Source organism: Scytonema millei VB511283 (genome assembly GCF_000817735.3).
Lineage (GTDB): Bacteria > Cyanobacteriota > Cyanobacteriia > Cyanobacteriales > Chroococcidiopsidaceae > Chroococcidiopsis > Chroococcidiopsis millei_B.
In genome coordinates, this window is the sequence record NZ_JTJC03000003.1 from 63564 (window position 1) to 76440 (window position 12877).

General features: G+C 46.0%; 16 protein-coding genes. 9 read left to right on the forward strand and 7 right to left on the reverse strand.

Features of this window, described 5'->3' with window-relative positions; genetic code table 11:
- Positions 1-226: 226 nt before the first annotated feature.
- A complete protein-coding gene (gene chlP / locus QH73_RS12025) occupies positions 227-1447 on the reverse strand; it encodes a geranylgeranyl reductase (protein ID WP_039714183.1) in 1221 nt (406 codons plus the stop codon).
- Positions 1448-2017: 570 nt separating this feature from the next.
- Between chlP and QH73_RS12030 the strand changes: the two genes are divergently transcribed.
- Entirely contained in the window at positions 2018-2836 is an 819-nt protein-coding gene (locus QH73_RS12030; RefSeq protein WP_039714184.1) for an LmeA family phospholipid-binding protein, read from the forward strand.
- Positions 2837-2912: 76 nt separating this feature from the next.
- Positions 2913-3539, forward strand: coding sequence for a GerMN domain-containing protein (locus tag QH73_RS12035; protein WP_039714185.1), 627 nt, complete (start codon positions 2913-2915; stop codon positions 3537-3539).
- A gap of 87 nt (positions 3540-3626) precedes the next feature.
- Here QH73_RS12035 and QH73_RS12040 read toward each other — a convergent pair whose 3' ends face one another.
- From QH73_RS12040 to efp, 3 genes are all read right to left on the reverse strand, one after another.
- Positions 3627-3980, reverse strand: coding sequence for an ArsR/SmtB family transcription factor (locus tag QH73_RS12040; RefSeq protein ID WP_015155914.1), 354 nt, complete (start codon positions 3978-3980; stop codon positions 3627-3629).
- An 81-nt stretch (positions 3981-4061) separates the two neighbouring features.
- The gene (gene accB / locus QH73_RS12045; RefSeq protein ID WP_201278125.1) at positions 4062-4631 is read right to left on the reverse strand and encodes an acetyl-CoA carboxylase biotin carboxyl carrier protein; all 570 of its coding nucleotides are present in this window, start codon (positions 4629-4631) and stop codon (positions 4062-4064) included.
- Positions 4632-4700: 69 nt separating this feature from the next.
- The gene (gene efp / locus QH73_RS12050; RefSeq protein ID WP_039714186.1) at positions 4701-5261 is read right to left on the reverse strand and encodes an elongation factor P; all 561 of its coding nucleotides are present in this window, start codon (positions 5259-5261) and stop codon (positions 4701-4703) included.
- Between the two features lie 425 nt (positions 5262-5686).
- Between efp and QH73_RS12055 the strand changes: the two genes are divergently transcribed.
- The 3 genes from QH73_RS12055 to QH73_RS12065 all read left to right on the forward strand — a co-directional run bounded on the left by QH73_RS12055 (position 5687) and on the right by QH73_RS12065 (position 8397).
- Entirely contained in the window at positions 5687-6793 is a 1107-nt protein-coding gene (locus QH73_RS12055; protein WP_039714187.1) for a peptidylprolyl isomerase, read from the forward strand.
- A gap of 215 nt (positions 6794-7008) precedes the next feature.
- Positions 7009-7524 (forward strand): SMC-Scp complex subunit ScpB, encoded by a 516-nt coding sequence (gene scpB / locus QH73_RS12060; protein WP_039714670.1) that lies wholly within the window; start codon positions 7009-7011, stop codon positions 7522-7524.
- 531 nt (positions 7525-8055) lie between these two features.
- Positions 8056-8397 carry a DUF760 domain-containing protein gene (locus QH73_RS12065; protein ID WP_015155920.1) on the forward strand — a complete coding sequence of 114 codons (342 nt, stop codon included), beginning with the start codon at positions 8056-8058 and terminating at the stop codon, positions 8395-8397.
- Between the two features lie 11 nt (positions 8398-8408).
- On the opposite strand, the gene QH73_RS12070 is transcribed toward QH73_RS12065, so the two are convergent.
- The gene (locus tag QH73_RS12070) at positions 8409-9611 is read right to left on the reverse strand and encodes an HhoA/HhoB/HtrA family serine endopeptidase (protein ID WP_039714188.1); all 1203 of its coding nucleotides are present in this window, start codon (positions 9609-9611) and stop codon (positions 8409-8411) included.
- 140 nt (positions 9612-9751) lie between these two features.
- On the opposite strand from QH73_RS12070, the gene QH73_RS12075 reads away from it, so the two are divergent.
- Positions 9752-10573 (forward strand): peptidoglycan DD-metalloendopeptidase family protein, encoded by an 822-nt coding sequence (locus QH73_RS12075; RefSeq protein WP_236146998.1) that lies wholly within the window; start codon positions 9752-9754, stop codon positions 10571-10573.
- A 94-nt stretch (positions 10574-10667) separates the two neighbouring features.
- Positions 10668-10847, forward strand: coding sequence for a hypothetical protein (locus QH73_RS12080; RefSeq protein WP_132866980.1), 180 nt, complete (start codon positions 10668-10670; stop codon positions 10845-10847).
- Here the strand turns inward: QH73_RS12080 and aroB are convergent.
- Positions 10837-11952 (reverse strand): 3-dehydroquinate synthase, encoded by a 1116-nt coding sequence (gene aroB, locus QH73_RS12085; RefSeq protein ID WP_039714189.1) that lies wholly within the window; start codon positions 11950-11952, stop codon positions 10837-10839. The genes QH73_RS12080 and aroB overlap by 11 nt on opposite strands.
- Here aroB and QH73_RS12090 point away from each other — a divergent pair.
- Together QH73_RS12090 and petL are read left to right on the forward strand one after the other, a co-directional pair.
- Positions 11947-12084: a hypothetical protein gene (locus tag QH73_RS12090; RefSeq protein WP_165587681.1), complete on the forward strand. Its 138-nt coding sequence runs from the start codon at positions 11947-11949 to the stop codon at positions 12082-12084. The genes aroB and QH73_RS12090 overlap by 6 nt on opposite strands.
- 82 nt (positions 12085-12166) lie before the next feature.
- A complete protein-coding gene (gene petL, locus QH73_RS12095; RefSeq protein WP_039714190.1) occupies positions 12167-12262 on the forward strand; it encodes a cytochrome b6-f complex subunit PetL in 96 nt (31 codons plus the stop codon).
- 78 nt (positions 12263-12340) lie between these two features.
- Here petL and QH73_RS12100 read toward each other — a convergent pair whose 3' ends face one another.
- A complete protein-coding gene (locus QH73_RS12100) occupies positions 12341-12814 on the reverse strand; it encodes a BON domain-containing protein (protein ID WP_015155925.1) in 474 nt (157 codons plus the stop codon).
- Positions 12815-12877 lie beyond the last annotated feature (63 nt).

The following is a 12877-nucleotide window of genomic DNA, read 5'->3' on the forward strand; positions in this document are numbered from 1 at the left end:
TAATAATAGCTAAACAAAGAAAAAAAAGCAATCCTCCACAAAATATTTTTTGCCTTCACGCAAACAGAGCTGTGTTTTTAATCCATATAGGCTACGGTAAAAACAATTGCGCCAGAAACAACGAGCGAGCAGATAACAAAAAAGTTGGCAACATAGCAAAAGAGACACAACAAATGTAGGGGCGTACAGCTGTACGCCCCTACAAATTAAAAACCGCTCGATGAAACTATGGAGCTAAAGCATTACCGCGGATCAGACTACCGATCGTTTTAGCAGTAATCTTCAACTGAGTAATTGGATTCGCTGGAACCACTGTTTTGTAGAGGTAGCTATCGAACGTGAGCTTCTGCACGTCCAAATCAGCGCACATTTCCACGAATGCCTCGCGGGTTGCATCAGAACGATAGAATACTGATTGCAAAATGTCTAGCACCTTGTACGTCATGCCGTACTTCCGATCCCAACGCTTGAGATAAACCTTGAGGTCATCTTCTGTAGGAATGCGGCTACCAGCTTGGGAAAACTCCACAATCGTTTCGGCACACATCCGCCCAGATTTAGCCGCGAAGTAAATTCCCTCACCAGAAGATTTCGTCACGTAACCAGCAGCATCGCCAATTAGAGCAATTCTGCCCACAACGCGACGGGGACGGGGATGTTCGGGGATGGGGTGCGCCTCAACTTTAATGATTTGACCCCCAGCCAACTTTCTCGCCGCACGAGCGCGAATACCAGCTTGTAGCTGCTTGATGCTGGCTTTGTTGACCTGCATCGTCCCCGTACCTACGGCTACGTGATCGTATTTGGGGAATACCCAAGCGTAGAAATCGGTAGAAACGTCGTTACCAACGTACATTTCTGCCATATCCTGGTAATACGCCATTTTATCTTGAGGCAAACGGATGCGCTCTTGAAATGCGATCGCGAAGTTGTAATCTCCTGCGTCCATTTCTTTAGCAATCCGAGAATTTGCCCCATCCGCACCAATCACCAAATCCACTTTCAGAGTTTTAGCAACTCCTTGCGTCCCACCTTCTGAGTGGTCTACATAGTGGATGGTATAGGGTTCTTTACTATTTGTGGGAAAATCAAGTTTATGAACTGTAGCATTAATTAAAGTTGCGCCCAACTGCGCCGCCCGGTTGCGCAGGAATCCATCCAGCACTTCGCGGCGACACATACCAATATATTCGTCTTCATTAACCAAATTGATATCCACCTCGCGGTTAGAGGGGGAAATCATCTTCATCCGTCGTACCTGACGGTCAATAATTTCTGGTGGGAGGTCAAACTCGCTCACCATGCATAGAGGAATCGCACCGCCACAAGGCTTGGCATTATCCAGCTTGCGTTCAATTAGGTAAGTCTCGATGCCAGCTTTGGCTAGGACTTCTGCGGCGGATGAACCTGCTGGACCCGAACCAACGACAGCAACCCGTAGAGTCAAAGTTTTTCTCCCAAACTTCAAATCGCTAAAAATGCATCGTATCACGGTCTTTCGCCCGATTTAGCGACGGTGGCAGCAGATCGGGCAATTTTGCAACAGAGCTTAAAATTTTTTGTAAATATATTTAATGTCTTTTGAGCTGCCTTTGTGTATGTCGGGTATTACAGCCGTTTTCAATTGGATGAGATACACGAACTGTAGGGGCGCACAGCTGTGCGCCCCTACTAACGTATTGCAGTCGAATGAAAATCGCTGTGAAAATAAATTTAACTTAGAAAATCTACCAAGAGTAAGAATTTTTATTTAGTACAGTTTGTGTTCAAAACTACGATTTTTCAACTCAATTACAAGCAAGCGATCGCTTAATTTTTCCTGCAAGCATTTCTACGCAGGAGGCTGACAATTAAATTACACGGCACTAATCATCTCCAGAACGAAAATGGGGAGAAGTCAGAAGCTGATTAAGCTAAACTTAAGAATTTAAACAGATACAAAAACTTAGTATAGTTTGAGTCTGAAACTGAATATCAAAGTCTAAAAATAGCCTAAATGCCTTGAAATGAACGCATAATGGAATTTTTTACGATTCTTCTGTCTGGCATACTTGGTCTAGTGACTCCAGCCGGGTTAGTTGTAGATCGAACGGCAGAAAATGCTGTTCGCTCTCAATTACAGCACGCAGAGCAGCTAGAAGTGCGAGTAGACAATGCCCCTAGTTACCAACTTATACACGGAAAGGTGGAAAAGGTACGCTTGGCTGGGCGAGGCTTAAGACTAAAGCAGCAGAATATCCGTATTGCTGCTTTAGAACTAGAAACCGATCCAGTTGATGTCGATCCGCGCAGTCTCGGAAAGCAAAAGCTCAAATTACGGCGATCGCTCCATGCAGGAGTGCATTTGCTGCTGGAGCAATCAGATCTCAACCAAGCCTTACCCGTCTTGATTGCGCAAATCCAAGAATTTGTGATTCCAGAATTGGGGGGCGATCGCTCTGAATCTAGCTCTAACTATAAGTTTGTCAATCCACGACTAGAACTACTAGCCAACAATCGCCTGCGCTTTCAAGTCCAACTAGCCACAGAGGATGACGACGAACCACTGGCAATTGTCGCTGAGTCAGGATTGGTGGTAAAAGGGGGGCGACAAATTCAACTCGTTCAACCAAAAGTTATAGTCGATCGGGAAGCAGTCGCTCAGAATATCGTCAACGAAATCGCCACGAATCTCAGCCAGGAACTCGATTTCCGTCGCCTGGAAGTTTACGGACTGCAAGTGAGAATCTTACAATTGAAAGTAGCTGCCCAAAAATTAGATCTAGTAACTTTTGTGCGCGTCGATCCGTCTTCCACTTTGTTGCAGAATCCTTCATTGCAGAATTCTAAGTTATAGACTCAGCTAATATATAATTTGCTAATTTGCCTCCTCATCTCACCGATCTCGCGTCCACCCAAGGAGAACTATCCCTATGGTTAAACAACAACAAAATCGCCGAATTCCAGTTAGCGGCTTAGTTGCAGGAATTGCGGCAGTAGCAGTGACAGCAGGAGGCGGCGCAGCTTGGTGGCACTGGCAATCGAACCAAAAACCAACTCGACCAATTGCGCCACCCATTAGCGGGATTCAAGAAGCGCCAAAGCCGCAAACTCCACCAGTCGCACAACAACAGGTAGAAGTCTTTTGGCTCAAGGGAAGTGGAGTAAGACAGCAGCTAATTGCAACTACAGCCACCACAACGGCTGACATTAAAAAACAGCCTACGGCTGCTCTGAAAACTGCTTTTGATAACTTACTCTCTGGTCCAAAAGATGGATCTGTCAGTACTACCATTCCCCAAGGAACAACACTGCGGGAGCTAAAGGTGGAGAAAGATGGAATTCACGTCAATTTATCCGAAGATTTCACCGCTGGCGGTGGTAGTACTGCGATGACAGGGCGAGTGGCACAGGTGATTTACACAGCCACAAGTCTCGATCCAAATGCCAAAGTTTGGATTGAGGTGGAAGGAGAACCACTTGAGGTTTTGGGCGGCGAAGGCTTAGAGTTAGAGCAACCGCTGACGCGCCAAAGTTTAGGAGAAAACTTTACACTTTAACCTGCTACATTCGATCGGAATTAAGAAATTAGCAGCGATCGCTCGATTGCTCGATCGCTAGCATTAAACTGTAGCGTAGCCAACCCCTCAACGTTTTCCATTTCCATTGAGTACCCGAAATTGGCGGGCTTGATGTTCGACTCGGGTAGCAAGTCGATGACAGACAAGATTCCATAATTGGAAGATCATGTCATCCTCAACGCGGTAGTAGGCGGAAGTGCCTTCACTACGGCGACTGAGAATGCCTGCCTGCCACATGATTTTTAAATGTTTGGAAACGTTGGCTTGGCTAGTTTGAGTTGCATCCACCAATTCTTGAACGCACTTTTCACCATCGCGTAACAGGCTGAGCAGCCGTAGGCGCATTGGTTCGCTTAACAAGCTGAAATACTCTGCTACTTGTTGCATAACCTCTGGAGGTACAGGCTTGGTTAATTTCATTAGAACTGACCCGTAGAAAGATGTCGCAAGATAGTTGGCAGTGATGCCAAATAGTTAACTGGTAATTAAAGTAGTTAACCATTAATCGGGGTTTATGCGCATCAGTGGCTGTCCGTATTCCACTGGTTCGCCATTTTGCACCAAAATTTCCATAACTTGTCCAGATATTTCGGCTTCAATCTCGTTCATCAGCTTCATAGCCTCGATAATACAGACAGTTTGACCGGATCTAACGCGATCGCCAACTTCTACAAATGATGGTTCGCCTGGGGCAGGAGCGCGATAAAAAGTTCCTACCATAGGAGAAGGAATTTCCGCAAACTTTTGTTCTATCGGCGCTGACGTAGCCATCGAGACTGTAGCGGAATTGATGGCAGTAGAATCAACTCGGCGAGAAACTGAATCTGTGCCAGCAGGCATTTTAGCAGAGTCGAAGTGTAATTCCGTTGCCGTTAGGTTACTGCTTTCTCCTGCTACAGCGGATGCAGGTGCGGTACTTTGAATACCCGTACCCTTACGTACTGTCAGTTCAAATTCCTGAGTTTTTAGGGTGAGTTCCTCAATTTCAGTTCGATCTAACGCCAACAATAGTTGACGTATTTCATTTAAATCCAGTGACACAGCAAATCCCTCTTCAATGTCATCAGTCATCAGTCATCAGTCATTTGTTGTCATTCCACTCATGACCAATGACAAATGACAAATGACTCCTAAAAGCAATCATTCTCCCCGACCGAGATAAGTATCGTTACGGGTATCGATCCGAATGCGTTCCCCTTGAGAAATAAATAAAGGAACCATAATAGTAGCGCCAGTCTCGACAACAGCAGGCTTAGTACCACCCGTAGCCGTGTCACCGCGCACGCCAGGATCGGTTTGAACGACTTCTAGCACGACGGAATTAGGCAATTCTACTTCCAGCACCTGCTCGTCCCAGCGGACGACATTCACTTCCATGCCATCTTTGAGATACTTGACGCGATCGCCAATTTGTGCTGCCGTCAATCGCGCTTCCTCGTAGGTTTCCATCTCCATAAAGACGAAATCATCGCCGTCTTTATAGGTATGTTGCATCGTACTCTTTTCTAGAGTGGCTTGGGGAACAGTTTCACCAGCACGGAAGGTTCGTTCCACTACGCTACCAGACTGGACGTTTTTTAACTTTGTCCGCACAAAAGCCGAGCCTTTCCCTGGCTTTACATGAAGGAATTCCACCACCCGCCAAACAGATCCATCTAGGACAATACTTACGCCTGGTCGAAAGTCATTACTAGAAATCATGGAACAATAGACTCACTCATCATGCAGGACAATCGGCAATCTATTTTACCTCCTTTCGGTAAGGGGTAGGAGCGAGGAGTGAGGAGTGAGGAGCGAGGGAAAGAGTGGTGCGTGGTGCGCGAGTATGCGTAGTGCGTGAAGTGTGTGAAGTGTGTGAAGTGTGGGAGTGCACAAGGGAGAATTTTCTCCCCATCTCCCCCATCTTCCCCAACTCCCCCAAATCTCTTCTTCCCCTCACTCCTCACTCCTCGCTCCTCGCCCCTTACTATGGCAAAATGACGATCGGGTCTCACTAAGTTATGCGCGCTAGGTTATGCGTTCAGTCATGCGCGAAGATCGCGTTGCGCGTATCCGCGCCCTACCATCGCACTGCGGCGATGGAGAGCAAACATTCCTCGCAGCATACCCCTTATCAGAGCTAGATCATGACAACATTTTGCCAACGCTGGCTAAAAAATATTTCGATCGCAATCAGCATGATTGCCTTTTGCTGGAGTTTGAGTGTAGCAGCCTGGACTCCTACTTCCTACGCCGCACTCCCAGCAGGAAATGCCATTACTGATGGTAAAGCTTTGTTGCGTTATGCCCTGCCAATTGACAACCAACCTGTCAGGCAACTGCAAGCAAGTTTAGAAGATATTGCCAATCAACTGCGAGCCAACCGCCGTTGGGGTGCGATCGCTAACGACCTCAAAGGCGCTTCTAGGGCAATCTCTAATCCTGAAAAAATTCTGAGTAGCGTTCCCGCAGAACGCCAGCCTCAAGCAGAAAAGATAATTGCTCAAATTAAAGATGGCATTCCCAAACTTCAAGAAGCAACAGATAAGAAAGATAAAGAAAATATCTGGGTCGAACGCGCTAACATACTCAATTTAGTTAGCGAGTTAGAAGAGTTGATGGTCAAAGAATTTCCCTATGAAGTCCCCGCTCAATACTCTAACTTGCCTCAACTCAAAGGACGGGCAACGATCGCATTTAAAACCAATAAAGGTGACATTACTGTGGTTGTAGACGGCTACAGCGCCCCCGTCACCGCAGGTAATTTTGTCGATCTCGTTCAACGGGGCTTCTACAACGGATTAGAATTCATTCGTGCTGAAGATTCCTACGTTTTGCAAACAGGCGATCCCCCTGGAAAAGACCAAGGATTTATCGACCCCAACACGGGTAAGTACCGCGCCGTTCCTTTAGAAATTCTGGTCAAAGGCGATGCGGAACCTACATACGGCGTAACATTAGAGCAAGCCGGGCGTTACACTGACGAACCAGTATTGCCCTTTTCTGCCTACGGTGCAGTTGCAATGGCAAGACCGGAATTTGAACCTGATGGTGGTTCTTCTCAATTTTTCTTCTTTTTGTTTGAGCCAGAACTAACTCCAGCCGGACGTAACTTACTAGACGGGCGCTACTCCGTATTTGGTTACGTTACCGAGGGTAAAGAAGTCCTAGAAAAGCTGAAAGCAGGTGACAAAATCGAATCAGCTAAAGTCATTCAGGGTGCAGACAAATTAGTTCAACCCCAAGTAGCATAACTAGGGAGTAGAAATTTGTAGGGGCGGGTTTAACAGATATGCCTAAAGACAAACAAAAAATTCAGCTAAACCCGCCCTTAGATGAACCAGTGGAAAAGAGGGCTGAGGGAGCTGAGGGAGCTGAGGGAGCTGGGGAAGCTGAGGGAGAAAAACCACGCGCCTCTCGCCTCTCGCCCCACACCCCACACCCTACACCCCATTCATTATCCACTCAAATCGAAGCAATTCTTTACTTAAAAGGCAAGCCGCTATCAGTCGCAGAAATTGCCGAATACGCCCAGTGCGATCGCCCTACCGCTGAAGAAGGACTGATCGAACTGATTGAAGACTACGCCCGTCGCGACAGCGCCTTAGAGGTCGTCGAAACACCTACAGGCTACAGTCTGCAACTGCGCTCTGGTTTTCAGGACTTGGTACACAGGTTAATTCCTCTCGAACTCGGAGTGGGGGCTTTACGCACGTTAGCAGCGATCGCCCTTCACAGTCCAATTGCTCAAAATCAACTTGTCGAGCTGCGCGGCTCTAGTGCTTACCAACACGTTCAAGAATTGGTAGAACAAGGATTCGTCCGCAAACGCCGCCAGTCAGATTCTCGCTCCTCCCTGCTCCAATTAACCGAGAAATTTCATCAATACTTCCAAATCGAGCAACTACCGCAACTTCTAGGGCAGGAACACAAGCAATCTAAGTATCAGCAGCTAGAGCTGGGTGACGATCTGGAAGATAGCTGAGGGGGTTGAAAGCCAGTTATCTCGTTGAGCAAACATAAGGACTACGGCAAATATCTCTTTTTTCTAGCTCTTTCCAGGTAAAACAGCTCAATTCTGCGATCGCTAATAGTATTTTGCCGATTTTCACCAGTTTTTTACTATCTTGCTCTACTCTGAGGACGTACACTCTCTATTCGATCCTCAAAACATCTGATACAATTTATTTAATAAATCAGTAAAAAAAATTAATATTTTAGCCCGCAAGGTTTGCCTGCAACAGGTTCAGCTCTAGCTGAGAAAACACCAAAGAGCGAGTGTTGGATATATTATATCGGGGTTAGTTGACGTACCAAGAATGATTCTAGCTCTCACCCAACCAGGGAAATTTGACCGAGCGGTAAAGTCAACCACATTTCCAACGCAGGTAAAGAAAATGAGTTGCCCTAGCGTCAAAGCTACAATAGCTAAATATTAGCACTTAGTTATTAATTTTTAGTATAGAAAAATCTCCAAATCCCATAGATTCGATACTACAGCGACAAAACACTGCTTATGACCTTTAATCCTGACTTTTTGAGCGATCGCGAAGAAACGCAAGCTAACTCGTTGTTGAAATATCTCCAACAGCAATCGCCGGAAATTCTAGCCCGCGTTGCTAAGTCTGTCAGCCCAGACATTCAACAAATCATCTCCCAAAACGTCCAAGGGCTGGTAGGAATGTTACCTTCAGAGCAATTCAACGTGAAAATCGTGACCGATCGCGAGAATCTAGCAGGAATTTTAGCATCAGCCATGATGACAGGCTATTTTCTGCGGCAAATGGAACAAAGAATGCAACTAGAAAATTTAGCTGATGCCGCGACCTCGCCTCAAGAGTCTAATGGTGGAGATTAAGCGCTACAAGCCTAACTGAGTTCGTCTGCGGGATAAGCACCTGGTTTGACATGAAAAGTCTGAATGACACCCTGGCGATTGACTTCTAGTGTCAAAGTTGTTCCCAAGGTCGTCGATTCCACCTGTTCTTGGACTTGCAACGATTTAGCTACCGTCTTGCCGTTGATTTTTTGAATCACGTCTCCCGCCCGTAGTCCAGCTTGCGCCGCCGGAGATTTAGCGATCGCGCGCACGATGAGTACGCCAAAATCGATTTCGACCTTTAAATCGGTTTCCTGAGCGATTTCAGTTTTCGATGCGGGGGTTAAATCGATCATTTGAATGCCCAAAAAAGGATGGCTAATGCGTCCTTTGCTAAATAACTGATTGGCAACGCGGGCAGCAGTTTCAATGGGAATGGCAAAACCGAGTCCTTGAGCATCGGTACGAATTGCCGTGTTGACACCCACGATCTCCCCTTCAGTATTTAATAAGGGTCCGCCAGAATTACCAGGATTGATTGCCGCATCAGTTTGAATAAATGTAACGCGCTTATCCGGTACGCCAACTTGAGCGCTCGTGCGGTCGGTAGCGCTGATAATTCCAATTGTGACGGTGTTATCCAAGCCTAAAGGATTGCCGATCGCGATCGCCCACTGCCCGGGAATTAAATTTTTTGAGTTACCGAGCTTGACTCGCGGCAAATTACGAGCGTTAATTTTGACAACAGCAACATCCGTCACCGGATCGACACCGACAACTTTGCCCTCAAATGTGCGACCGTCTTTCAACGTGACTTGAACCGTTCTTGCCTCAGAGACGACATGAGCATTAGTCAACAGCCGACCATCAGGACTGAGAATAAATCCAGAACCAGTCCCGCGTTCGATTCTTTCATCAGGAATCGGTTTTTGTCCGCCAAAAAAGCGGCGGAATAGAGGATTGTTGAAGGCTTCGGGTAATTGATTGGCAACTTTACGGGTGGCATTAATTCTCACGACAGCTGGTCCCACTTGCTGGACGGCAGTAGCAATAAAATTGCGATCGCCTGCTACTGCTAATCCTCCCACAGAAGGCGTTTGTCCTCCTGAACCACTTGGTGGTACGGCAACAGCTATAGTTTTTGGCTGGGGGGAGAAGTGAAAATCGACATAGCGACTGCCCCAAAAACCAGCACCGCCACCCAAGACAAGTAAAGTAGAAGAGAAAGCCAGTGTTTTTAACGACAAACCCATAAATTTTGCGCCTATAGCCAGAAACGTAGATGCTAATTACTAAGTGCGATCGAGCAATAGCCTTACACGCCTTCCACCTTAAGATTTCGTGCTGGAGGCTACTCCTACTAGCAACACTTTTAGAATGTGTTATTCCAATAATGGCTCAAGCCAATCCGAACGGCACTACTCAGACGACAACTTGTCCCCCAGCTGCTCTATCTCGCCTAATTCGCCATTCAGTCAAACCAGGCGATACTTTAGACAGCATAGCTCGACAATACAATCTTATTCCAGCTACTTTGATCGGAATGAATCCCATTTTGCAAAGTCGTAATCTGCCAAATGGGAAGTTGCCCGTTGGCAGTAAGATAGTCATTCCTCCCTACAACGGCATCAAAGTCAATGCCACGCCAGGAGAAACATGGCAGCAGCTAGCCGAAAGGTATCAAGTTCGTTCTGATGTCTTGTTTGAAGCCAACGGCTGTCAACCAGTTGCTAGAGAGGTTTTCGTTCCTGGCGTAAATTGGTCGCCTCAGCCGCCTACTAATACTGCCAAAGGAATTCTCGCAGGGTATCCTTTGCCAAAAGCAGCAACAGTAGCTTTGGCTTATGGCTGGCAGTTGAATGCTAGTACGGGGAAAGTTTTCTTTCACAGTGGTTTAGACTTAGAAGCCGCCATTGGAACCCCTGTGAGGGCAGTAGGCGCGGGAACGGTAGCGTTTGCTGGCGAACAAGGAGCTTATGGCAATTTAGTCGTTATTAACCACCAAGAGGGTAAACAAAGCCGCTACGCCCAACTGCAAAAGATCGCTGTCAAAGCTGGTCAAACTGTTAAATTGGGGCAAATTTTAGGAACGGTAGGTAATACAGGTTCACCAACATCGACTCAATCCCACTTGCATTTTGAAATTCGCTACGCTTCCGATTTGGGATGGGTTGCAGAAGATCCGACAGCGTATTTAAAAGTAGCAAAACGTTAAGTAAGTCAAAAGTCAAACGTTAAAAGTTAAAAGTTAAAACGACAACAAACTCAATAATTTTGCAGGTGAAGGCGATCGCTTTATTTTTAATTCTGTGGTAATCTCAGAAATATTTAAGAAGCATTCCGACCAGCAAGTTTGGTACTTCCTAGAACCTAACCAATACGTTTTTATGTGTAAGTGGACAGACCGCTATCTTGGTAGACTGCGACAAGTGGTAGGCGATCGCTTACTACTCGTTTTTGGTAGCCGTGCGATCGTTTTTAACTTTTAACTTTTGACTTTTCCATTATCATCTTCTGCAATACCTGGCGAATAATATCTGCCGATACTTTATCGGTAATCTCAACCGCACCAATTTGAGTCGGTAAAATAAATCTTACTTTTCCATCTTTTACTTTTTTGTCAGTTTGCAATGCATCTATAATTGCTTCAATATCTATCCCTACTGGTAACTGTGTAGGCAAACCAGCCTTCTGAATCAATGCATCTTGACGGCTAGCATCTTCTGAGGAAAACATTCCTAGCGCGACAGCTATTTGAGCGGCGGCTACCATTCCAATCGCTACGGCTTCGCCGTGATTGACGACACGATAACCAGTCAAACTTTCTACAGCATGACCGATTGTATGACCGTAATTAAGAATTGCCCGTAGTCCTGCTTCTTTTTCGTCCTTGCTCACCACATCAGCTTTTGCTTGACAAGAACGGTTAAGAATATTTTGGAGTAAATCTGCACCCAAATAGCGCATTCGATCTAAGTGCTTGCTTTGTTCCATCTGGGCAAATAACTCTGCATCCCAAATGACACCATATTTGATGACCTCTGCCATTCCTGCCCGAAATTCTCTCGCAGGGAGAGTTTGCAGGACTTGCGGATCGATGAGAACCAATCGCGGTTGATGAAATGCCCCAATCAAATTTTTGCCTTGGGGATGATTCACACCAGTTTTCCCGCCAATGGCTGCATCTACCATTGCTAGCAGAGAAGTAGGAACTTGAACGAAATTAACCCCTCTCAGCCACGTAGCAGCGGCAAAACCCGTCATATCGCCAATCACACCACCACCCAAAGCTACCAAGGTGGAAGACCGTTCTAAGCGCTTTTCTAGAGCTGCATTGTAGATTTTTTGAACTGAGGTGAGAGTTTTGTATTGTTCTCCAGCTGGGAGGATACAGCTAGTGGCATCAAAATCAGCCGCTTGCAAAGAAGCGATCGCCCTTTCCCCATATTGTTTAAAAATCGCTGGGTTAGAAACCAGCAACACCTTTTTCCCCAGGTTGAGTTCACCCATCCACTCACCTAGACGCTCTAATCCTAGAGCTGCGATCGCGATTTTATAAGCCTGCTGAGGTATATTTACGTCAATTACATGCATTTCAGTTATCAGTTATCAGTTATCAGTTGTCAGTTATCAGTTATCAGTTATCAGTTGTCAGTTGTCAGTTATTCAGTTATCAGTCAACTGTCAACCGTTAACCGTCAACCACCCATTACCAATGACCAATGACCAATGACCGATCGACTGTAGGCTGTATTCTATCTCAATAAATGTTTCAATAGTTTTAGTTATTTTTGGGAAAATTACAGAAATGTTGGGAGTTATTGCTTACATCGGCTTTTTAGGTGCATTCTTCGCTTTGGCTGTGGGTTTATTATTCGGTCTGCGGGCTGCCAAGATCATCTAAATCTAAATCCATATCCATAAAGCGATCGCCTCTTTACTATCTTGAGTAAAGAGGCGATCGCTTTGTATGTTGGAACTATTAGCTTTCTGGTTTTTGCTGTGCTGGGGCAACTTGAGCATTCACGCTCACTTGCTGTACCCCTTTAATCTCCCTCGCCAATGGCTCAATGCGATCGAGTTGCTCTTGAGTCGGTACTGTACCTGAAACTTTCACGGCTCCGTCTTCAGCTTCAACCGCTAATTGACTTGCAGGTAAATTTGCTTCCAACTTGCTGCGAACTTCGCTTTCTAAATCTGCGTCAGCTCGTTGAGCATCTCCCCCAGTAGCGTTATTGCGCTGCTCTCTAGCTCTAATATCAGCGTCTAACTGCTTTCTACGAATTTCATCCGTGGCATCCTCTTGATTCTGCTTAGCAGTTTCAGTGTCAGCCACCTCACCAGTTTGGTTAGCTGAATTAGGAGCTTCGGTACTGGTTTTTTCTACACCCGCTTCACACCCAAATGCACCAAGGGCAATAAAGCCACCTAGTAATAATGGAAATAATCTTTTCATTTCTCAGTCTCTCAATGGAAAGTAGTTCAAACAATTTTATTGAGTAACGGTTAACAGTTAACG